The sequence below is a fragment of the Paenibacillus sp. J22R98 genome (genome assembly GCF_059383835.1).
The window spans coordinates 845,553-869,035 of sequence record NZ_JBXENW010000002.1 but is presented as its reverse complement, the minus strand read 5'-3'; the positions used below and the strand labels follow the sequence as shown (position 1 = coordinate 869,035).

The window sequence follows — 23,483 nt, the reverse complement described above, 5'->3', positions numbered from 1 at the left end:
AGGCAGTACTATGTTTGAAAAAATAAAATCATTCGTTTCGTGGTTCTTCGTTACAGGTGACCCGCTGATTTACGGAGCGGATATCGCAATCACGTTAACTGCGCTTTCGATTGTATTCGTATTAACTTATTTCAAGAAGTGGACTTGGCTCTGGCGCGAATGGCTGACTACTGTCGATCATAAAAAAGTCGGTATTATGTATATCATTGCCTCACTGCTCATGCTGTTCCGCGGCGGTGTCGATGCCTTAATGATGCGGACCCAGCTCGCTTTTCCGGAAATGAAATTTTTAACGCCGGAACATTATAACGAGGTGTTCACAACACACGGCGTTATCATGGTTCTCTTCATGGCGATGCCGCTCATGTTCGGTCTATTCAATATCGCGGTTCCGCTGCAATTGGGCGCTCGCGACGTAGCTTTTCCATTCTTAAATTCACTTAGCTTCTGGTTGTTCTTCATGGGAGCCATGCTGTTCAATATGTCATTTGTAATCGGCGGTTCTCCGAATGCGGGGTGGCTGTCCTATCCGCCACTATCAGAGATGACCGGCAGTCCCGGCGTAGGGCAAGACTTCTACATCTGGGGCATTCAGATTTCCGGTATCGGTTCACTGATGACGGGGATCAACTTCATCGTTACGATTGTCAAAATGCGTGCTCCCGGCATGACTTGGTCGAAGGTACCTATATTCACCTGGTCCGTGCTTTCAAGCTGCATCACGATCATTCTTGCATTCCCTGTATTGACTGTAACACTTGCGCTCCTGTTCCTGGATCGGTTCTTAGGCGCACATTTCTTCACGATGGACGGTGGCGGGAACGCCATGATGTACATTAACTTAATCTGGATGTGGGGCCATCCGGAGGTTTATATCGTCATTCTGCCTGCATTCGGGATATTCTCCGAAATTGTAGCGACATTCTCGAAGAAACGGTTATTCGGTTACGCCTCGATGGTTTTTGCAATGATGAGCATCAGTCTTATGTCGTTCTTCACTTGGCTCCATCACTTCTTCACGATGGGATCGGGCGCGAACGTAAATATCTTCTTTGCCATAACGACCATGATTATCGCGATTCCGACGGGTGTAAAAATCTTCAACTGGCTGTTTACCATGTTCCGCGGCCGGATTAGATTCAGTACGCCGATGCTGTGGACCATCGCATTTATTCCCTGCTTCATTGCAGGCGGGATGACAGGGGTCATGCTTTCCGTAGCCCCGGCAGATTTCCAGTTCCATAACAGCTACTTCCTGATCGCCCACTTCCACCAAGTCTTTATTGGCGGGGTTGCCTTCGGATACTTCGCCGGTCTTTACTACTGGTGGCCGAAAATGTTCGGCTTCAAGCTGAATGAGAAAATCGGGAAATGGGCGTTTTGGATTTGGAACATCGGTTTCTATGTCTGCTTTATGCCTCAGTACTTCCTTGGTCTTGACGGAATGACTCGCCGAGTCAACGCCTACACCTGGGACAGCGGCTGGTGGCCGCTCAACTTTACGTCAACCATCGGCGGTTTCCTGATGGGTCTCGGCTTCCTCTTCCAAGTGTGGCAAATCGCGCACAGCATTAAGTTTATGGAGAAGGATACAACCGGCGATCCGTGGAACGCTCGTACGTTGGAGTGGTCCATTCCTTCACCGGCGCCGCTATATAACTTTGCAACTACACCGCAGGTTTCGGATAGAGACGAATGGTGGGAAGAGAAAGAACGTATCGCTGCAGGCCATGCACCGCAAGCAAAACCGGCACTGGAGCCGATTCACATGCCGCGCAACTCGGCAATCCCGTTCATTCAATCGATCTTCTGGTTTATGATCGGTTTCGGTTTAGTTTTCCATTGGCTTTGGATTGCTATCCCAGGATTCGCAGGTGTCGCTATAACCATGTTCGCGCACTCATTCAATTACAAGACGGATTATTATATCGAAGTGGATGAAATCAAACGCACGGAAGCTGCGGCAAGGGGGACTGTGTAATGACTAATCATGTGAACCATCCGCATTCGCAGGCTCTTGCCCACGAGGCAGGTCATGATGGACATCATGATCTGGAAGAGCTTCGAAAATTCGGTTTCTGGATTTTCCTTATTACCGACTGTATTCTGTTTTCTGTTTTATTTGCTACTTATCTAGTCCTGCACCATAGCACGGCCGGCGGACCGGATGCTAAAGAAATTTTCGAAATGCCCGGCGTTATCGTCGAAACCTTCATCCTCTTAACGAGCAGTTTTACAAGCGGTCTGGCGGTGCTGGCTATGAATGCAGGCAACCGCAAAGGATTGATCGGCTGGCTCGTGGTTACGGTTCTGCTCGGCGCCTGCTTTATCGGGCTTGAATTGACCGAATTTGTTAAGCTTGTTCATGAGGGGCATACCATTAGCACAAGTGCATTCTTGTCCGCTTTCTTCACGCTCGTCGGCACTCACGGACTACATGTAACTGTAGGTATCTTCTGGATTACAGGCGTCATTATTCAGCTTACGCGGCACGGTATTACGCCGGTCACTACACGCAAAGTAACGATTACGAGCCTGTACTGGCACTTTCTGGATGTGGTATGGATCTTCGTATTCACGATCGTCTACTTGATGGGGGTGTTGTAAATGGCGCAGCACGGCAAGGATTTGCATGGTGAACACGCTCATGCTAGTACAGGCGGCCATGGCTCACTGAAGGAATATGTCACAGGCTTCGTCCTTTCCATTATTCTGACGATCATTCCGCTGCTTATTGTTTTAAACCATTGGATGGAAGGAAAAGCTGCGGTCGCCGTGCTGATTGGCACAGCGGTCCTGCAATTTGTGCTCCAGCTTCTGTTCTTTATGCATCTGCGTGAAGAGAATGGACCTCGTTATAATCTGATGACGCTCCTTCTCGGCTTAGTCGTCGTCATTACGATCGTAATCGGCTCCATCTGGATCATGACGAACAATGGGATGTAATCTATAAACGTTCACACAAAAAGCAGTGCAGGGTTTCCCTGCACTGCTTTTATATTTTCGGAACTGTACCTTCAATCATTAACCACTAACAGTCACATTAACACTCCGCGTGCCGCCATCCCATACGACTGGCAGTCCGTATGCGGCTGTGACCGCGCGAATCGGCACGTACGCTCTGCCATTATGGATAATTGGCTGCAAATCTGCGGCGGCCTTCATCCCATCCATCCACAGTTGAGGACTATCGCTGGAGATTTCGCTCACGGCTGCCTGCTTCGTGCGGATTAGCACGCTCTTAGTTACCGCGTCCCACACAACGTTCTCCTTCGATAACGTCGCAATGGCGCGTACCGGAACGAGTGCATGTCCGTCTGCGAGCAGCGGCGTTAGCGACGGATCCACTGCGGGAACACCATTGACCGAGAGAAAAATTTTAGCCGCGGGAAGCAGTTTAATCCCGGACGTTACTCCTCCGGTTACTGAGCCTGTTCCAACTGCAGCTTCGATCGAAAGAACGCCATCCCCCGGAAGAAGCGGCTGTAGAGAACCGTCGAATGCTTCTCCGTAAGCCGGCATTGTAAACGTAACGTCGTAACGGCCAAACTTGTGCGCTCCCGAATAGAGCAGCAATGACGATTTGGATGGAAAATGAACGCCTTTAGCCGATAGGACCGAGCTGCGATTGTTCAATGTAGTTGTCCAGAAAATTTGGATCTCGAACGATTCACTCGCTACGTTGTTTCCCGTGACATGCAGCGGTTCTCCAAAATGCACCGATTGGGCTATAGCAGGCGAATTATCAGGTAGAACCTCAAGTCCGATAAAGTCTTTATAAGCCTGTGGGTCATGTATGACAAGACGCTGCTTCCCTTGATCGATAGCCAAATTCCCGCTCCAAACCTCATAAACAGTGACGTAGCCGCCGTCCGTAAATTGGATGTCCATTTGATTCCGGAAATTATGCCCATCCTCAGGTGCCGGCACCGCTTCGGCCTTGCCTTTAGTCGCGATTCGCTGCAAAATGCTGCAGACCACGGATAATGGCTTTTGATCCTCTTTGCGGGCTCCGAACAATGGGATGTAAGTGTTATCTCCTAAACTCGAATAAACCTGCATAATCAATTCCGGCTTGCAATCATTGGCCTTCTCAGCCAAGCTGTTACTGTCCAACACTTGTAAGGCAGTGTCTGCATGCACTACTCCGTCCCCAGCCACAAGCGCTGGAAGCGTTAATAATGCAAACAGCGCAGCGCCAAGCATAGCGGCACGCCATCCGGCAAATAGCCTCCCAGAGCTCCCCTGCCTCGTTTTATTCCGTATCATTTGCTCAATCTGTTTCATTTTCGGCCTCCTCGCACTCCCAACGCACAATGAATTCTATCCTCCTAAGACGAGTTCAACCGGGAAAAGTTGCGCAAAACGTTCGCACAAAAAAGCTGACCCCGCAAGGTCAGCTCCTTCAACACCTATTTTACTCCACAATCCCCGTTCGCTCGATCCCTTCGACAAAATAGCGCTGCGCCATGGCGTACAGCAGCAAAGGCGGTAAGATGACGAGAAACGCCGCAGCCATCATCTGCGTCTCAATGAGATCAAACGGCACCAGCGCATTCCCGGCAATGGTCTGCAGGTTCGTCGGCATCTGCGCCATTTGATTGCCCATCATAAGCAAGCTGACATCCTTTAAGTACATCGATGGCTCGAAGGTATCGTTCCAGTGCCACACAAAGGAGAATAAGCCGACAACGAGCATGGCGGGACGCGAGAGCGGCAGCATGATTTTGTAGAAAGTGCGAAATGCGCCGGAGCCGTCCATACGCGCACTCTCCTCCAGCTCCTTCGGAAACGTCGCGAAGAACTGCCGGAAGATCATGACGAACAGCGCGCCTTTCAGCCCTTGGCCGAACAAAGCCGGAATCAAGAAAGGCAGCGGCGTATTCAGCCAGCCCAGCTTGGCGTAAAGCACATAGATCGGGATAAACATCGTCTGAATCGGAATAAGGAACGTGAGCAGCACGATGCCAAACCAGAAATTTTTAAACGGGATGTACAGTCTCGCAAAAGCATACCCCGTCAGCGCGCAGGAGACGGTCTGGAAGAGCGCCGCCAATATGGCAACTAACGCCGTTTGCCACAGCGCCTGCACATATTTAAGCCCCCGTATAGCAACCTCATAGTTATCCCAATCCAATACGCGCGGGAAGAAGTTTACCGTAGGGTCCAGCAGATCCGACTGCGTCTTGAGCGAGGTCGATATCATGTAGAAGACGGGCTGCAAATAAATGACCGCGACGCTCGTCAAGATAATGTATAGCAAGCTCTTGAATATCACTCCGTCCGTCAGCTGCCTGCCGAGGATAAAGACACGAAGTCTCTCCAGCTTATGTTCCCGCTTCAAGTAACGCAGCCCTCTTCCGGTCCATGGGGCGAACAAATCCGAGAGCTGACCTTGCAGTTTCTCAAATGCGGCTGTACTGCTTTTCGGACTCAAGGTGCTTTTCTCGCTATTGGGATTCGGCATCTTCGTCGTCACCTTCTTCCTTTATTCTGAAGTTTCGCAGCCAGCAGCACCAAGATAATCGGGATCAAGATGATGACGCTGTACAACCAGCCCAGTGCACTGGCATACCCAAAGCCGGTCTCGGGGTCAGCCATATTCGTCGAGATAAACTTCAGTATCGGATTGAATGGACTCGCCGTCTGATCCACCAGCGTATAGATCAAATTGAGAAACACGAACGGCACCGTGGAGGGGAAGGTGATTTTCCAGAATGATTCCCATGGCGTAACACCGTCAATGCGTGCCGCTTCGTAGACCGAAGTCGGAATCGTCTGAAACGCCGCCAGAAACAAGATGATTTGAATACCCGAGAACCACAGGATGATAACGAATTTCCCGATCAGCTCAACGAGCACCTCAGCAATGTTAACCGGAAGCACCTCGTAGAGCATATCTGCGATATGATATTGATCGGCGAAAGGCAGCTTCGCCTGCCCCTGATCGAACAGCGCTGTAAGCACCTGTCCCGTGGCAAAGATGACCGGCAGGAAGAACAGTGTCCGAAAGAACATCCGGCCGCGAAATTGCTGATTCAGCATAATCGCGATCAGAAGCGCGAAGATGACCGTAATGGGAACGGTCAGAAACATTTCCCGCACGAACAGAAACATGTCGACCGGAAACTCATTATCGTAAATAAAGGCATACTTGAAGTTATCCCAGCCGATAAAATCGTACTGCAGCCCGCTTCCGTCCGTCGCCACGCTTACTTTCGTAAAGCTCATATACAGCGATTTTCCCAGTGGATAAAGCATGAAGACTGCCGTACCAATCAGCCATGGAAGGAGAAACAGATACCCTTCCAGCGCCAGCTTCAGCTTTCGAATTCGGTTATGGCGGGCATGCTCCTTGCGATGGAGCGATTCAACGGGTAATACGGCTTCTCTAGAGACGCTACCGTTCATTTGCCCACCTCCCCTCTGACAACCGCATAATTGTTCGCTTTAACCGTTACCCCATCCGCCGACGAATAGGCTTGATCGTTGTAGTTCACGATGATCCGCGTCCCGTTCTCATACGATGTCTCGAACACGCCATCCGCCAGTTTGACATGACCGTCCATATAAGAGTTCCATACGCCCCCGCCGGTTGCGGCAAAAGCTTTATATTCCGAAATAATCTGCGACTTCACCAGCTGATATTGCCCGCTCACATAACCGGAATAAGTCGTGCGGCTAAGATCGCGAATATCGCCGGACGTGACGACGTAATAAGGCAGCGCCCCATATTCCAGCTCTCGCAGAAACTCCGTGCCCGGATCCGTTCGCAGCGTTCCTGATCCCGACGTATACGATACGAGACCGTGCAGCGCCATCGGATAGAAAGGCACACGCTCATCAATCGCCAGATCGTAGTTGTAATCGAGCGGCAGGTTATAGAACATATCCGCGTGTCCAATCGAGAACGCAAACGGATTGGAAGTACCTGCCCATCCCAGCTTGCTTCGCAGCAGATCCAGCGTCTTATTCGTCAGTTCGGCTGTCTCCGAGCGGTCCGACGTGCGGCCGGGCATATAGTCGCTGAACAAGCCGTCGCCGTATTCATCCATTAACGCGACGCCGCCAACTGACAGCCCGTTCCACTCCTTGATCATGCCGGGCAAATAGTCTTCGAATACCTTCCAAGGATTAATCGTGTAATAGTAGAGCGCCTGATTATAGAAATCGCCGTTCTGATAAAATTTCACGACCTTGCCCGTAATTTGTCGCACGCCATCCTTCTTCGGCGAGAAGCCGCTGCCAAAGGAATCGATGCCGATCTTCAAATCATCATCGAGCACTAGCGGAATGCCCTTCTCCGTCAGATGCTTCTGCAAAGCGAGGAAACCTGATTTGCCTCCCAGCTTGCCGCCGATCGGGAACCGATCCGGAATGGAGCCGGCAAAGCCGCCCTTCTGCCATCCCCGCAAATTTACCCGCAGGCTCCGAACGCCCTCCGCATACAGGTCATCGACAATCCCTCGCACCTCGTCGAACGTACTCACGACAACGACGCTTGTGCCAAGCGGAGTCGGCTGCTCGCTTGCCGCCATAATGAAATCGAGCGTAAGCGGCGGATCGCCTGCGGCGTTGCCGGCAGTTAGCTTATGCGCAGCCGCCAAGTAAGTACGGTAACGCTTCGCCATCCCCACGTAATCGGAAGCATCCTTCTCCAAGAACAGATAACGCATCGTGAACGAGGACACGTTGAGCGCTTTCTCGTACACGCTGTTTACGTTGTTCGGATCGAGCCCTTTTTGCAGAAAATAATTGTTGCGGTATTTGAACTTGGCATAGACGTTGTTGAAGCTGGTTTTGAGCTGGGACGGCATCGCGACGATGTTGGCTGTCGCTTCCCCTTGCTCGATCACGGAGATAAACCCTTGGTCGCCGCGCTTCATCCCGAACACCGGATAGTTGATACTCTCCCTGAAGTAGGAATTGTCCACCGATGGAATCGACCAATCGCGGCCATACACCGGGTAATCATAAGGCAAAGTAAGCGCCGCCCTCTTCTTGCCGAACGTAATGAGACCGCCCGGCCCATCCGGCACGAATAAATAGCCATGCTGATCATCAAGCGCTGCACCGAAGAACGGAAGCACGGATAAGCTGACGACTTGAAACTGTCCGCCTTCCGTGACCCCTTCCTGCGGCAGATGCACGACGAAACCATCCTTCTCCATCACATATTCGAGATAGACCGAGATCCCGAGCTGCTTCATCTCGTAACGAACGCCAACTCCGTTCTGAATCGGCTTCCACGTGATTACAGCCTCAGAGTCAATCGTATTGGCGGTTTCCTCTGCTTTGGTATCCAGATTATAGTAATTGACCAGAATCGGCGAAGCCGCATTCTTCTTCCATTGCCCCTTAGTCGGATCTTGCTCCTGATCTTCCTTAGAAGGATTGCTGAGCCACAGATCCCCTGCAGCCGTCTTCACGGCAATTTGACCTGCAGCCGGATCGAGCCATAGACTGCCTGCTTGCTGCTCGCCCATTTTGAACCATGTCGCGCCGCCGTAGCTCATCTGTTCCGTCTTCGGTGCATCCGCGGACATCGATAGCTTCGTCATAAACACGGCTGCATCTGCCCCGGAATAGTTCGAGATGGACGTAATGGTAGGCGCCTCATGCCGGTACATCCAGAGGAGCGCTAACGCGATAACAGCCAGTACGATAAGACGATTTCTTAGTTTGCGAACCCAAGGTTTCTTAAGCCACACGTTCCATCAGCTCCTCTCCCAGTGTCAGGAAGAAGTCGACCGACTGGTACACGAGGCCGAACAGCACGAAGCCGAATATCCATAAACAGGCCATCGTGAAGAGCGAAACCGTCGCCATCTTTATCGCTTCCTTCAGGTTGTAATTGTGCACGCACATGGTGCCGATAAAGAGCAGAATGAACATCCACGCATACATGCCATTGACGATTAAGTTGTAAATAACCGATTCCTGAAGCGTTAGCACGCGGGAGATGAGCTGGGCCGGAAGCGTGATGACCACGATCGGCATTAAAGCGAAGCTGTTGACGACAAACACGTTCCCAAACGTCCCCTGCCCCTTCAGGACGGAGCCTGTCAGATAACTCCCAATTACCCAGATGAACCACGGCAGAATGAAATTTTGCGCTTCCGTCCATAGATTCAACTCTTGAAACCGGGTTTCGACGAAAATAAAATTGGCGATCGCTTTCCCGATCAGCGTGAACCCAAAGCTCAAGATGACGATAATAAATGCCACTGTCAGCTTAATCTTCATCCCTTCACCGATCTCGGTCATGCCATTCACGGGATGGCGCAGAATACGAAACGCTTGCACGACGGATTCCCGCCAACCGTGCAACGTCGTTCGGTCCACACGGGCCGCTTGCTTGCGCTTAGGCGTATACCAGCCAAGCTTCATCGCCAAGCGCTTTCCGCCAAACACAATAAGGAACAGCCCCACCAGAATACTCATGCAGAGTGCAAAATACTTCATCAGCCAGTTCATGCGCACTTGCCAGAACGCTTCCGAATAGCCCTTCTGATCAAACGCTTTGGAGAAATAGTTCATCGCGCCTTCATAGTCATTGTCATAGAAGTCGGCCTTCGCAATGCCCTGATAAGATCGCTCGTAATTGGCGTTGCGCAGCAAGATTTCCCGCCAGAGCGGCTCGCCCTTCCGATACTGGCCATCCGCGAATAACGTAACCGCCTCGTGCACCTTCGTGCCAAATTCGGTTCGTTTGAATACCTGAATATCGCCAAGCTCCCCATCCGCGACGAGAATATTGCCATTGGCCTGCAATCCGACGGCAGTTGCTCGCTTGAACAAGCCAAGCCTTGCCTCACCGGTTGAGGCATTGCCGAACCGGAAGATCAGCCTGCCCTTGGAATCATATTGATAGATCCGGCCGCGAGCCGCCTCAAGTACGGTAATAATGCCGTTCTTATCCACAGCAACACTTGTAAAAGACAACTTGTTCGGCGGCACGAGCCACGGGGCAAAATTCAAGTTACCGAGCAAATCGACGCCGCCGGAATTGAGCTGCCGCAGCTGTCCTTCTCTCATGTCGCGGTTGACCGTATAGATGAAGCCATTGTCGTCCACCGTCATATCGGTAATCGCACCCGGCAGCAGCAATTGTTCGCTCTTCAACTGCTCATCGGTATAGAACTTGCGCTTCAACGTTTGAATCCAGTCCATCGGTACTTTGTTCGAGCCGAAGAAGCCTGCAAACTGACCGGTCGGCGTGAGCTGCAGCAGCCCTTGATAGCCGCCTTTATTCGCCACATAGATATACCCCCGCCGATCTAGCACCAGCTTAGCCGGTATGAAGGAATACGACTTGGACATCGCAGGATCTTTCGGCTCGACGTATTCACGCAGAAACTTTGCTTGGCGATCAAATACAGCTATTCGCCGGCTTCCCGTGTCGGCAATATACACTTCGCCTTCCTTGCTGATAAACACTCCCTCAGGCTTGCGAAGCTGTTCTTTCGGATTCGTTACCTTCCCGTCTTCCGATTTGGACACATCCGGAAAGGTGCGCACCAGCTCACCGGCGGGCGACAATTCCACAATGCGGTCATTGCCGGTGTCAGCTACGAAGATCTCATCATCCTCGGCAACAAACAGATCCTCCGGGTCCTTAAAGCCGGTCCAGGCCTGAACAGGCACAAAGGCGTCCGGCGTCCAAATCCACCGTCCGTTCGCATCACTCGACAGGGTCCAGTAAGGAAGCGCGGCATTTGCCACCCCGGGAAGCACAAGAAGGAAGAGACAGAATCCAAGAAGTAAGGCGTACAAGGAACGTTTCCTGGCTTTCATACTCTAGTCCCCCTTTCTCTATTTGATGCCCGAATGTGCCATCGTCGCCATGACGCGGCGCTGCGAGAGCATGAAGAATACGATGTTCGGTACGAAAATAATTAAGCTAGCCGCAGCTGCGATCCCCTGCCCGACAACGTTATTCGCCGCGCCGTTCGTCAGCGTCGTAACATAATAGGGGAGCGTCTTCATCGATTCGATCGTCACGAACAAATTCGACGTTTCCGTCTGCGCCCAAGAAGCTTGAAACGCCAAGATCGCAACCGTTGCGGTAGCAGGCAGACACATCGGCATGATGATGCGAACGAAGATCGTATATTCCCGGCCTCCGTCAATCTTCGTCGCTTCAATAAGTTCATTTGGAACCTGATCGACGAACTGCTTCAGCAAGAACACCCCGACAGGCATCGCAACCAGCGGAAGAATATGAGCCAGATACGTATTCATAATGCCGATATGGGTAATGACCAAGTAGCGCGGAATCCCGACGGATTCAGGCGCGAACATGAGCGATACGATGATGAGGGCGTTGAGCGCCTTGCTGCCCGGGAAGGTAATTTTGGAGAAGGCATAGGCAGCCATCGTACTGATCAGAACAATCCCCGCTACCGTTGCGCCTGTAGTCAGAATGCTGTTGAACAAATAGCGGGTGAACGGAACAACTGCGGTGACGGACTGCTGAAACAGCTGCTGATAATTGAACAAGGTCGGGTTGACGACATAAAATTTCGGCGGGTATGCGAACAGCTCCCCGATCGGTTTGAACGCTTGGCTGAATACGAACAATACGGGCAGAAGCATGAACAAGCCGAGCAGCGTCAAGATGATAGTCGTGATGGTCTGGAACAAATCCCATTTAAATGTACGGCGGATGAAGCGGCGAATCGTATGCGTGTTCATCGTTCATCCTCCTTCGTACCGAAGAGCAGGAAGGAAAACTTCGATGAGCCGTAAATCATTAACAGCAAGATCACAGACAACGCCGACGCATAGCCGAACTCGTACCGGACAAAAGCAAAATCGTCAATATGGTTCGTCATCAGATGGCCCGAATAGCTTGGCGTAATCAGCTGTCCGGTTGCCGTAGCGAGCAGTGTTCCGATGGCCCCGGCCTTCAACGTGCCGACGACGGCCATGACGGCGCCGAAGAGCATTTGCGGGCGAATTGCCGGGATCGTAATGTAGATGATCTCTTGCAGCCGGTTGGATATCCCGTCGATTTTGCCCGCTTCGTACATCTCTTGATTGACGGTCTGCAAACCGGCCAGCATCGCCAGGAAACCAACGCCCATGCTCGCCCACAACGATATGGCGATCATAATCGGCATGAAATAAGCCGGCTTCTGCAGCCATAGAATCGGAACGTCGGACAAGCCCCATTTGAGCATCAGCTGGTTCAAATAACCGACCCGGTCCCCGCTGAACACGACGGTCCAGACGACGGTCATCGCAACGCCTTGGAAGATCGAAGGCGTATAGATTGCAAGTGCGAGCAAGTCGCGAGCCGTCTTCGGCAGCTGATTAATGAGCCAAGCCAGCAGGAAACATAGGAGATAGCCGCCAGGACCTACGATAAGTGCAAACTGAATCGTATTCGGTATCGCGTATTGGAAGAAGATCCGATCCTGCGTCAGAATGGCTAAGAAATTATGCCAGCCCACAAACTCCGGCCTGGAGAACGCATCAAACGTATAGAAGGAAAGCGCGATTGCAGCCACAATCGGCACAACGATGAAGATGATGAATGTGATCATGAACGGTGCGACGAAGATATAACCGGCAACCGTCTCCCTGCGCATCCATCGCCTCGTCTTCTTCTCCGGGACCACAAGCGTTGCTTTGGCTAACTCCACCTCGTAACTCATGGCTCCTCCCCTTTACCCGGGCTCGGCACATCCGGAATATCGATCGGATGAAGAACCTTCCCTACAGAATCCCGCATTTTGAATTCCACCTGCTTGCGCGCCATTTCCTGGTTGATGGCAATGATCGCTTTATCGAGCTCTTCCCTCGGTACCGCGTTTGCCGCCACGACATTCTGCCAAGCAAATACGAGCTGTCTCGCCGTAAAATAACCGCCCGGCACATTCGGCGCTTCCTTGTACCATTTCCATTGCTCTAAAATGGCTGACAGCTGAGAGCGCGGCCATGGCAGCTTCGCAAAAGCGTCCATATTCGCTGAATTCCAGCGATATTCCGGTCCATAGATCGCTTCAATGTCGTTGCCGAACCGAACCTGCGTCTTCTCCGACGTCCACCACTGGAGGAACTTCCACGCCAGCTCTTGTTTCTCCGATTTCTTATAGATAATGCCGGCTTGCAGCGGACCTCCGGCCCAGCGAAGGATGGTGCCGCTCTTCTCGTCCATGTTGCCCGGGATCGGCGCGATCTGCCATTTGCCGGCGATTTCCGGTGCAGCCACTTGCGTAAGTAAATACGTATTAAAGTCGGTAATCCCGATCGGCATATCGCCCAGACGGAAGTGGTTGAAGAAGCTCGGCACTTCCTTCGGCAGCTGGAACAAGGTAAACAGCTGCGTCCACTGTTTAAATCCTTTGAACGCCTCATCCGTATCGAGACCCGAAACCAAGCCATCCTTACTATAGAGCTCCGCACCATTCTGATAGAGGAAAGAGAGGTAGTCCGCCGGCGTGTAAAAGAACTCATGTCCGCTCTGCTGCAAGGTCGGCAGCATCGTGTAAACATCCTCCCAGGTTTGCGGCGGCTTGAGCCCCAGCTCATCCAAGATGTCGGTACGGTACATCATGATTTTGAAGTTTTGCGTTTCCGGCAGCGCGTAATTGCCCTTATCGTAGTGGAACACGCGCAGCGCGCCGGGATTGAACGCTTTGATTGTGTCGCTGTAGCCAAGCATCTTCGTCAAGTCAGCCAGTGCGCCGCGCATCGCGAAGTCACCGACTACTCCCCCGTCAACGCCGAGTGCGGCATCCGGCTGATTACCGGCGAGATTGCCAAGAATGAGCATATTCGGATCCGGTACGATATTCACGTTGACATGAATGCCGGTTGCAGGCGTGAACGTTTCATCGGCGAGCTGTTGAATAAGCCGCACATAGTTTCGCCCTCTATTCACCCAGACATCGATGGCTTTCGGATCATCTCGTGTAAAGTTGTAGTCGATAACGAAAGAACGGTAGAAATTGACCGCCGTATTCCCGAGCTTCTGCCATACATTCGGTGCCACCTGAGGCAGCTTTGCCCCCGGCTGCGACACCCATAAGTAATCCAGCATAAGCGGCTGATCCAGCATCCGAAACGCCCAGCTGCTCAGCTTCTGCTGCGTCGTCGCAAACAGCTGCAATTCGCTTGGGATTTGCCGGATACGGCTCTTCATATTGTTGAATTCATAAGCGGCAGCGCGGAACGACGATTCAACATCCGATTCCCCGATTGTCAGCCCCGACAAGCGGTCAGCCAGCCCTGTCAAATCCGTTTCGATCTCCGTCAGACGTTCCTCGATATCCGGGATATATTTCTCCAGCTGCCAATCGCGGTTTAGATCGACATTGCCCCCGCTCGTATAGGAACGCTCGTAATTCCCCGTTACCTTGCGGATACGCTGCTCCAGCGCTGAGATACGATTCAGGTTCCGCAGCAGCCCTTCATAAATCGGCTTCATCGGCGCCGCTGTTGGGCTGATGCGCACGGTGTGCTTCCCTTTGGTCAGTTGGAACAGGAACGGCTTGCCCTGTTGATCGGCCAGCGATTTCCCTGCCCAGCCCCATGATTTGCTGTAGGCAAACTGCACATCCAGCAGTTCCTTGAACGGTGTTTGGCCATCAATCATGATCGACTCATTCGTATAGGAATTGTTCAGAAACGCCTGCTTAAATTTAAAGCCAAGCTCATACAAGCCCGTCTCCGGCACTTCGATTTCCCATTCTGCCCATTGACCCGAGATTCGGAACTGCTCCCCGCCCATTGCGTTGTAATGGATCAATCCTTCCGGATCAGGCGAGATGAGGGCATCGCTGACCGATTGCAGCTGAATCGAGGTATTGGACTTGGCACTCATCTGCTCCGCTTCGACCAGCTGCACGAAATCCCCGCTCTGTGCCGCCGCAGGATAATCGCTTGCCACCTCGGCGTACGCCGGAATTTGCAGCGGCGAATCCGCATAAAGCGACTTCAGCAGCATCGCGCTCTGCTGATTCACAAGGCGCACCGTGTGCACGCCTTTCGTGAAATACCATTTGAGCGGAGCAATATCTGCTGTATAGTCCGCAAGCCGCACGTCCTGCTGCTCCTTCACAATCGTCGATTGCGGCAAAATATCATTCCCAAACTCATCTCGTTTGAGCGGATAGCCTTGGTACACAAACTTATGCTTCAAGCGGATATTGTCCGCTTCCAGGAATGGCAGCTTGCCGTCGATATACACGCCGCGGATGATATCCGTGACCGCATCGTCGGCCGATTCATAGACCACGCCGAGATTGTAAAGCCCGTCCTCCGGAAACGTTAGCTGATAGTCGATCCAGCTCTCGCCGTCCTTCCAGAGCAGCCCGTCATCCGTTTTCGTAAAATGGCTCTCGTCGGAAACCGCCGTATAAGCGGAGCCATCGACGAAAATTCGCTCCGGCAGCGCAGCGGCATCACTGAGCGACTTCCCTTTGGTCGCCTGCCATTCCAAATAAGTAGGCATATTGCCATTAATATAATCCTTCTCTGTCAGAACCGGCGCGGGACCGGCAGGACCGTCAGCCATGATAGAAGGCGGAACGCCGCCAAACAGCAGCAGTGAGGCCAGAATCGCAAGAGAAGCCATTCGTCTCCAGAGCAAGCTGCGAGGGACTATCGAAACACCCTGGCTTGGGCTTGGGATCAGCATAACGCTTCCTCCGTCTGTGGATCGAAGAAGTGAATCTGCTCCATGTCGAATGCGACCGTCACCGTGTCTCCTTCCGCGAAACGTCTGCGCGGCTCGACGCGCACGACAAGCTTGTGATCCTCGTTATTCAGATGTAAATAGGCGTCGGAGCCCAGTAATTCTCGGATTTCAATGGCAGCGCTCAACCGCCTGCCTTCATAAGACTCCCTATCCGCTCCATCACGCAGGACGGCCATCGTTTCGGCTCTTACGCCCATGATGATCTTTTTGTCCAGATAATGCTCCGCGCGGATTTGCGCCGCCGTCGCAGCCGGAATTTCGAGCGAATACCGCTTCGTATCGAAAAACGTTTTGGAATCCCACTTGCGGATATGCCCGTGAATGAAATTCATGGGCGGTGTCCCGATAAAGCTGGCAACGAACATATTGGCGGGATGGCTGTAGATGTCCTCGGGTGTTGCAACCTGCTGAATGAGGCCCTGCTTCATGACAACGATTCTGGTTCCCATCGTCATCGCTTCAATCTGATCATGCGTCACATAAATCGTCGTTTTCTTCAGCTGCCGGTGCAGCTTCGTCAATTCCTCCCGCATCTGAACACGAAGCTTCGCATCCAAGTTCGATAGCGGTTCATCCATTAGGAACACTTCCGGTTCGCGTACCATAGCGCGGCCAAGCGCCACGCGCTGTCTCTGACCGCCCGACATTTGTCTGGGCTGTTTATGGAGATGAGCTTCAATTTCCAATACTTTGGCCGCTCTCGCTACCCGCTCCTCAATGACATGATGCGGCAGCTTGCGCAGACGCAGACCAAATGCGATGTTCTCGAATACCGTCATATGGGGATAAAGCGCATAGTTCTGGAATACCATCGCGATATCGCGATCCTTGGACGACACATAATTGATCATCCGGTCGCCGATGTACATCTCGCCTTCGGTAATTTCCTCAAGACCCGCAAGCATACGCAGCAGCGTCGACTTTCCGCAGCCGGAAGGCCCGACGAGCACTAGAAACTCACCATCGGCAACCTCCAGATGGAAGTCATCCACCGATTTGCGCCCCTCGCCCGGATACCGTTTGGAGATATGGTTGAATAACACCTGTGCCATACGCACTAGCCCCCTCTGATCACAACAGTTAGCCTGCAAACCATAATCGCCTAAGCCTCAGGCGAATGCCCTTGGCTTAGACGATCGGTTTCGACTTGTACTCGTTTGCCTATTTCATTTTGGCCATCGCATCTGCAATCGCTTTGTTGGCTTTATCGGTTACAGTCGGGAAGTAGTCGTAGGCGGACGTCTCTTTCTGGAACGCATCCGTACCCCAAGCGCTGTTCGTTGACGATACTTCCGCTCCGCCCGGAATAAAGATGGTAGGATCAACTTCGCCGATTGATGCCGCATACAGAAGCGCATCCACGTTCAGCCCTTTGTACGTTTCCATTTGTTTAAAGTGATCTGTGATTTCCGGTACCGTGGAGTTCGGGAGCGAACCGCCGATATCCATCAGAATCTTCTGGCCTTCAACCGTGGCAGCCCAGAATTTCATGAATTGGAACGCTTGATCCTTGTGTTTGCCTGCTTTCGTCAGGAACATTGGGTTGTTGAAGGAAGTACCTACTTGTTTCGCTGTTCCTTTAGGCGTTGGCGCAATATCCCATTTGAATTTCCATTGGGATTTAAAGCCCGGAATCGTCGGCGATACGTGGTAGTAGAACGCTGCATGACCGGTGGCGAAGATGTCTCCTTCAAGGCCTGCATCCTTCACGCGTTTGTCATTAAGCATAATGCCGTCTTTGGAAACCCAGTCCATCATGAATTGATGATCATCCATGACGTTCTGATCGTTACCGACATAAGTGATGTTGTTCTGGAGATCGCCGTTCAAATCCATGATGTGTTCGGAATGTCCGTTGGAGGCAGCGATGTCCGCACCGGCAAAGATGGTGAGAATGACATCATTTGCAATGCCCCATACTTTGTCTTCAGGGTGGGTAGCTTTCTTCGCCATGTCAACCAGATCCGTCCAGGACCAGTCATTCTTAGGAGCGTCAATGCCGTATTTATCGAGGATGTCTTTGTTGTAGAAGAAGATGAAGGTGTCGTTGCCGCGGGATAAACCGTATTGTTTGCCTTGATATTGGAAGGGCTCAAGGATCCCTTTGCTGAATTGATACTCTTTGTACTCCGGATCTTCTAAGTAAGGTGTCAGATCTTCTGCTAAGCCTTGCTGTACGACATCGACGAAGGTCGGATTCCAGAAAATATCGATCGGCGTGCCGGCTGCAATGCTTTGCGTTACGGCTTTAATCGTGTCTGCACCCGGAGCGTTAAAGAGCCATTTGACCGTAATCCATGGATATTTGGCTGTGAAGGCATCGGAGATTTTGTGCCATTCCGGGCTGTCTGCCGGAACCCAAGTGGAGATCGTAATCTCAACAGGTGTTTTATCTACTTCTTGGACGGGCTCAGCGGCTGCGTTGTCCGCTTCGTTGTTTGCTGCTGCGGTGTCATTCGAGGTTGATGCCGTGTTCGTGGTGTTGTCTTTCGTATTCGTAGCGGCATTCTTGGCTGCGTTATTATTGTTATTATTGCCGGAAGAACAGGCTGCGACAAGCATGATTAACGTGAAAGCGATTACAAAAGAAATTGGCTTCAATGCGCTTCGTTTAAACAAAGGAATTCCCCCTTGATCGAAATAAAATCATGACCGTACCCTGCCATTCATCTTTCGGGAAGCCGCGCTATTCACTTTTCACGTGCTCAAGTCAGCTTATTGCTGCATCACCTCTTACAAAAGTATACTTAAGTAAATTCATCTTATACCCAATACTACAACATACTTTTACATTATACAATATGTTATTTCAACAATTAAAGTATACTTTTATGTCGAAAATTCAGGTAAAGCTGTCTTCGCTTCGCCTGTACTCCCCCGTATGATCAATTGCGGCACAATTTCATCTCGCATCTGCTCGCTTTTCCGTTCGAACAGCAAAATTTGTGCCGCACGCCTGCCAAGCAGCAGCGTGTTCTGATTGATCGTCGTAAGGCTTGGGATCGTAAATTGACTGACCAGAATATCATCGTAGCCGATAATGCTGATGTCGTCCGGTACGACCAGCCCTCTTTTGCCCGCTGCCTTGATCGCACCGATTGCCTTGCTGTCGCTTGTCGCAAATATAGCCGTCGGCCGCTGCGCAAGCGACATCAGCTTGTTCAGTCCTTCGGCCCCCATCTGCTCTGACTCGCGCTCCCCATCGAGCACGCAAACCATTTCCAAATCAAAGGCCACGCGGTGCTGCGTAAGCGCCAATTTGTAGCCCTGCAGACGGAGTGCGAACTCCTGATTCATCTCAACCGGCGATTTGCCCGTCAAAATAATGCCAATGCGTTCATGCCCCAGCGACAGCAAATGCTCCGTTGCCAAATATCCGCCTACGAAATTGTCTACAATCACATAAGGAATCTGTAAATGAGGGTAGTAGAAATGCACGGTGACGAGCCGTTTGCCCTCATCCTTCCACCGTTTGAGCAGGTCAAGCGGCATTTCGTTCCCATTCTTCAGGTGGGGGTGCAGGATGATGCCGATATCCTCGCCTTCGGGCATTTGAAATTCATCATCCATCCCCCAAATGTAGAAGGGAATGCCGTGCAGCTCGCACTCTTCCTTGATCCCGGTCAATAAATCCGAGAAGAAACGGTGGTGATAGGCAGAGGCAATTTCATTGTTATAGACAAAATAAATCTGACTAAGCTCCGCCCGCTGCGAACCGTTAGGGGCCGCACGTTCGATTTCCAGCTTCAGAAAGCTGCCTTTCCCGCGCGTACGGCTAATAATCCCTTCATTCGCCAGCTCCGCTAATGCTCTGCGCGAAGTAATTTCTGAGGTGTTGTACAAACGGGCGAGCTCGATCTGGGTCGGCAGCGGCTCATTGTGGCGAATTTTGCCCTCTGCGATCTGCCGCTTCAGATCCTCGATGATATGCTGATAGACATGTTTTCTTTTTCCACGCACGAACATTCCTCCCTACCTGACCCACGATCATGCCATGGAGTGCTCGGTTTCCTCCTGCGGGACAATGCGAAGCGGATAATTGGCAGCTGTATCGATCCGGTAGCTTGAAGGTACCTCGGCGGTGCCGGTGAGCCCGTCCGGACCGGTCTTCCACTTGATCGCGATGGTTTGGCCGCCCGGTAATGGCAGAACCGCTTCCGCCTCATCGACCCCTTCATAAGGAGACTTCAGATGAATGACCCCGCTCCCCAGATCGGATAAATCTGCGCCAAATACGAGCTCATTGAGTAAGTAGGCCGGAGAAGCCCCCCAGCCATGGCAAGCGCTGACCGGAATTCCCTCTTGCAGATAAGTCGGTGTATGTCCTTGATACGTGCTCGGAATGGTACAGGCCGGCATCTCCGCGTCGAAGGTTTCCCACCAGGTCGTCGCTCCGCGGCTCAGCATCTCGCCCCAATAGCTGCGAATGAGAGACAGCGCTTGTTCTCGGCGTCCGACATTGCGCAGTACCTCGAGCACGATATGCTGGAAGAAAGGTCCTCTGACAGGCGGGAGTTGCTTAGTAAAATAGTAGTCGTCCAGGAAACGGTTCGTCTCTTCTACCGTCATGATGCCGCACCATGCTGCCATGAAGTTCGTTTGCAGCGAATAATTGCCGGACAGGGAATTGCCGTCCAAGCAATCCGCGAACAGCCCTTTCTCTTCTACCCAAAGATGCGTACGAATCGCTTCCGCCAGGTTAAGCGCTTCGGCTTCCGCCTGCTCTGCCTTGCCGTTCTCCCGATCCAGCTCGCGCATGATATCGGAGTAGGCTGTCAGCGCCTTGTAGCGCAGGAAGGAAATAGCGGCCACCTTGTCACGGCGGTCGATATCGTCCGTCCAATCGATAAAGCACCAATATCCCGGCCGATCTGCCCGCGCGAACAGTCCGGTATTGTCGCTTTGCTGTCTGAACCAGTCGATCAATCGGTCGGTAACCGGTTGAAGCTCGGCAAGCAGCGACGTATCGCCGGAGTAACGCCAATAATCATGTAAGCCGATTAGCCAATAGGCGCAGAAATCCGGCAGCAGCATACCGTTATGCTCCGGTCCCGTTCCCGGAATCGAGCCATCCGCCAGCTGAATGCGGGCGCCTTGCAGCAAACATTTGCGCAGCAGCGCCGTGTCTGCGAAGTTGGCGTAGATGATTTTGCCCATGACCATGGAATCCACCACCCACAACGCCTTCTCGCGCCAAGGGCAATCCTCCGTATGATCGTGGGAGTTCATTCGTGTCGTATATAAACTCACCTCGTGGATTCGGTTCAGCACGTCATCCGAGCTGCCAAACTGTGTCTGTCTAGTGAATGGATAGCCGACTTTCTCGCAGCTAAGCGAAGCGACGGTGACAGGAACAGGAGTCGCCATGAACGTGAGCTTCAAGTAATGGAACACGCGTCTGCCGAATGGCCGTAGACGCTGGAAGCCTCGTTTAAGCACGAAGGTATCCACTTCCTGCAGCTCCAGCGATTCTCCATATGCGATTCGGATGACGCCGCCTTCCGGAGCGTCAACCTCGAGAACAGGTCTGCCGACCACAATGCGGCTGAAGTCGAATACAACAGCAGGCATGGAGCCTGGTTTTGAAGCGTCTGCTTGCAGCGCGGCGGGTGAGTTAGGATCCGCATCATCTTGCGTGTCCGATGAGGCTAGGAGGGATTCCTGTTCCGTTAAATTGCCGAGGTTTAGTTCTGTACGTATAATAGCGGAGGCTTGGCAAGCCTCAGTTGCGAGGAATGGGATTTCACGCGCAATCAGGCGCGGCCATGGACTGTTTGGGTCGTCGGCTTGCGCAAGCTCCTGCGAATCCGCCCATGCTGCATCGTCATATTGGGGCAGCTGCCATTCATCCTCTTGCTGCGCCAGATAGATCTCTTTGAAGCCGCCCCATAAACTGATCCGTTCATTGGTAGTTCGGAAGCGAGGCGACAATCGGGATTTCCATGAACGGTCCGTAGCCGAGATGACGGTTATGGCCGCTGCGTTTGTATCCTCGACCATGAGCTGTGCGATGAAGCCCGCTTCGCCTTGCATCTGGTTCGTTATAATGTTGGACTCGCCGAATTGGTAGCAAAGCACCGCAATCACATTATCGCCTGGTTGCAAATAACGACCGACTTCATAAGAGTCGAAATACTGATACTCCGGCGTACATGGCGATGGCCCGCGTCCGATCCATTGTCCGTTGATCCAGAGATTGTACTCAAGCCTTGCCGACAGATGGAGCACCGGTTGTTGCGCAAGCTCCGATGGCTCAAGATGAATTACTTTACGGAAATCAACATATTGGTTTTTGCAATCGCCGCGCTGCTCCAGCCAAATCCAGTTCGCATCCCATCTCATAGCCGATCTCCTCTATGTCCAATTTGCTTAAACTGACAACCTAAGATGAGTTAAGTATATTATGCATTCTGTATATTATCAATACGTATACATTATATTTTTAATGTATAAGAAAAAGAGCCATACTTATCACCTAATGATGATTAAGTACGACTCTTTGGCATTTCTTGCTATGAAATATATAGGATGGCTTATCGTTCGCGCAACGCTTCAATAGCTTCTTCATCGAGCTCAATGCCAAGACCCGGCGCTTTCGGCAGCAGCACTTCGCCGTCATTAAACGTAAATAAGCCCGGCTTCTTAAGAATGCGATCGATATTCGCAACCGTTTCTTCCGGCGTAAGCGGCGGGAAAATAAGCGCATACTCCAGCATGGAGCAAGAAGCGATGGAGGCTCCGACTTGCATCGTCGTCGTCCAGTCCAGACCACTCGTTCCATGAAGTATACACGGAACGCCGAAAGCTTCGGCGAGAATGCCAGCCTTCCGGCATGGCCAAATACCTCCGCTGATCGCTGCATCCGGCTGCAGGATATCGACGGCTTGATGGACCAAGTAATCTCTGAATATAGGCAGCTCTTGTGCGAATTCCCCGCCCGTAATCGGAATATCGACTTCCTCTGCCAGGCGACGGTAGGAAGCAAGATCATCGCGCGCGAATGGCTCCTCCAGCCAATTCGCATCGACCGCTTCCAAGCCGCGCGCAACTTGAAGCGCCTGCTCATAGGTCCAGATCCAGCCCGGCAGATGCGCGGTTCGATCCAGCATCAGCTCCACTTTATCGCGGCCGCCGATCCGTTTGCGCACCAGCTCCAGCACGCGCACATCATCCATCGGATCCGGCCGCCATGCGCGGATTTTAAACCGTTTATGGCCCATTTCATAATAACGAACGAGCTGCTCGGCTTGATCCTCGATGGCAATATGCGATTGATCGGATTCCCCCGGCCAAACGCAGGTCAAATAATAAGGCATCGTTTCTCTGGCGCTGCCTAGCAGCGAACGAACCGGGAGTCCTGCCGCCTTGCCGGCAATATCCCACAGAGCGTGCTCGACAGACGGGCAGCCTGCAAGCGCGCCGCTTTGCAAATGCGCTTCGATGTCGAGCGGGCTCTTGCCGAGCAAACGGGGTTTCACCTGCTGCTCCAGCTTGCTCGCATCCGTTAACCGAAATCCGTAGCCGGTGATGCCTTGGTCGGTTTGGATCCGGGTTAGACCTACGCTCGTTACGCGAAGATCATCCGGCTGAGTTGGCGGCGGGGCTAATCGAACAGTAAACGTTTCGATATTCGTAATTCTCATCCTGGCTCACTCCAATTCATGATTATGAATGATAAGTATACTGTAGTCGGAATTATGTCAATTCAAAGTATACAGCGATAGAGCAGTCTTGTAAATTAACATTCGCGCCTCGCCCCATGTACGGTACCTGT

General features: G+C 52.1%; 16 protein-coding genes. 3 read left to right on the top strand and 13 right to left on the bottom strand.

The genetic code is table 11. The features are described 5' to 3' along the window. The first annotated feature begins 10 nt into the window (after window positions 1-10). Genes AC50Y3_RS09330 through cyoD form a run of 3 tightly spaced genes read left to right on the top strand, consistent with a single transcriptional unit; the run spans window position 11 to window position 2,946 of the window. On the top strand, window positions 11-1,981 hold the full coding sequence (locus tag AC50Y3_RS09330; RefSeq protein ID WP_494818480.1) for a cbb3-type cytochrome c oxidase subunit I: 1,971 nt from the start codon (window positions 11-13) through the stop codon (window positions 1,979-1,981). After that, the gene (gene cyoC / locus AC50Y3_RS09325) at window positions 1,981-2,607 is read left to right on the top strand and encodes a cytochrome o ubiquinol oxidase subunit III (RefSeq protein ID WP_494818479.1); all 627 of its coding nucleotides are present in this window, start codon (window positions 1,981-1,983) and stop codon (window positions 2,605-2,607) included. The genes AC50Y3_RS09330 and cyoC overlap by 1 nt, the downstream gene beginning before the upstream one ends. Then, window positions 2,608-2,946 carry a cytochrome o ubiquinol oxidase subunit IV gene (gene cyoD, locus AC50Y3_RS09320; RefSeq protein WP_494818478.1) on the top strand — a complete coding sequence of 113 codons (339 nt, stop codon included), beginning with the start codon at window positions 2,608-2,610 and terminating at the stop codon, window positions 2,944-2,946. It begins immediately after the preceding gene. Between the two features lie 78 nt (window positions 2,947-3,024). Here the strand turns inward: cyoD and AC50Y3_RS09315 are convergent, their stop codons facing one another. The 13 genes from AC50Y3_RS09315 to AC50Y3_RS09255 all read right to left on the bottom strand — a co-directional run bounded on the left by AC50Y3_RS09315 (window position 3,025) and on the right by AC50Y3_RS09255 (window position 23,352). Beyond that, window positions 3,025-4,287, bottom strand: a complete 1,263-nt coding sequence (locus tag AC50Y3_RS09315; RefSeq protein WP_494818477.1) for a copper amine oxidase N-terminal domain-containing protein — start codon at window positions 4,285-4,287, stop codon at window positions 3,025-3,027. A gap of 130 nt (window positions 4,288-4,417) precedes the next feature. Then, on the bottom strand, window positions 4,418-5,467 hold the full coding sequence (locus AC50Y3_RS09310) for a carbohydrate ABC transporter permease (protein ID WP_494818476.1): 1,050 nt from the start codon (window positions 5,465-5,467) through the stop codon (window positions 4,418-4,420). 8 nt (window positions 5,468-5,475) lie between these two features. Further along, a complete protein-coding gene (locus tag AC50Y3_RS09305; protein WP_494818475.1) occupies window positions 5,476-6,411 on the bottom strand; it encodes a carbohydrate ABC transporter permease in 936 nt (311 codons plus the stop codon). Then, the gene (locus AC50Y3_RS09300) at window positions 6,408-8,711 is read right to left on the bottom strand and encodes a DUF5696 domain-containing protein (RefSeq protein WP_494818474.1); all 2,304 of its coding nucleotides are present in this window, start codon (window positions 8,709-8,711) and stop codon (window positions 6,408-6,410) included. Before AC50Y3_RS09300 ends, AC50Y3_RS09305 begins: the two co-directional genes overlap by 4 nt. Further along, window positions 8,701-10,797, bottom strand: a complete 2,097-nt coding sequence (locus AC50Y3_RS09295) for a YIP1 family protein (protein ID WP_494818473.1) — start codon at window positions 10,795-10,797, stop codon at window positions 8,701-8,703. The genes AC50Y3_RS09300 and AC50Y3_RS09295 overlap by 11 nt, the downstream gene beginning before the upstream one ends. Before the next feature lie 18 nt (window positions 10,798-10,815). Further along, window positions 10,816-11,697, bottom strand: a complete 882-nt coding sequence (locus AC50Y3_RS09290; protein WP_494818472.1) for a carbohydrate ABC transporter permease — start codon at window positions 11,695-11,697, stop codon at window positions 10,816-10,818. Further along, window positions 11,694-12,662 carry a carbohydrate ABC transporter permease gene (locus AC50Y3_RS09285; RefSeq protein ID WP_494818471.1) on the bottom strand — a complete coding sequence of 323 codons (969 nt, stop codon included), beginning with the start codon at window positions 12,660-12,662 and terminating at the stop codon, window positions 11,694-11,696. Before AC50Y3_RS09285 ends, AC50Y3_RS09290 begins: the two co-directional genes overlap by 4 nt. After that, window positions 12,659-15,649 carry an extracellular solute-binding protein gene (locus tag AC50Y3_RS09280; protein ID WP_494818470.1) on the bottom strand — a complete coding sequence of 997 codons (2,991 nt, stop codon included), beginning with the start codon at window positions 15,647-15,649 and terminating at the stop codon, window positions 12,659-12,661. The genes AC50Y3_RS09285 and AC50Y3_RS09280 overlap by 4 nt, the downstream gene beginning before the upstream one ends. Next, window positions 15,643-16,761: an ABC transporter ATP-binding protein gene (locus AC50Y3_RS09275; protein WP_494818469.1), complete on the bottom strand. Its 1,119-nt coding sequence runs from the start codon at window positions 16,759-16,761 to the stop codon at window positions 15,643-15,645. Before AC50Y3_RS09275 ends, AC50Y3_RS09280 begins: the two co-directional genes overlap by 7 nt. A gap of 109 nt (window positions 16,762-16,870) precedes the next feature. Next, window positions 16,871-18,328, bottom strand: a complete 1,458-nt coding sequence (locus tag AC50Y3_RS09270) for an ABC transporter substrate-binding protein (RefSeq protein ID WP_494818468.1) — start codon at window positions 18,326-18,328, stop codon at window positions 16,871-16,873. Between the two features lie 210 nt (window positions 18,329-18,538). Beyond that, entirely contained in the window at window positions 18,539-19,669 is a 1,131-nt protein-coding gene (locus AC50Y3_RS09265; RefSeq protein WP_494818467.1) for a LacI family DNA-binding transcriptional regulator, read from the bottom strand. Window positions 19,670-19,696: 27 nt separating this feature from the next. Continuing rightward, the gene (locus AC50Y3_RS09260) at window positions 19,697-22,051 is read right to left on the bottom strand and encodes a family 78 glycoside hydrolase catalytic domain (RefSeq protein ID WP_494818466.1); all 2,355 of its coding nucleotides are present in this window, start codon (window positions 22,049-22,051) and stop codon (window positions 19,697-19,699) included. Between the two features lie 191 nt (window positions 22,052-22,242). Then, the gene (locus AC50Y3_RS09255) at window positions 22,243-23,352 is read right to left on the bottom strand and encodes a mandelate racemase/muconate lactonizing enzyme family protein (RefSeq protein ID WP_494818465.1); all 1,110 of its coding nucleotides are present in this window, start codon (window positions 23,350-23,352) and stop codon (window positions 22,243-22,245) included. Between the last annotated feature and the right edge of the window lie 131 nt (window positions 23,353-23,483).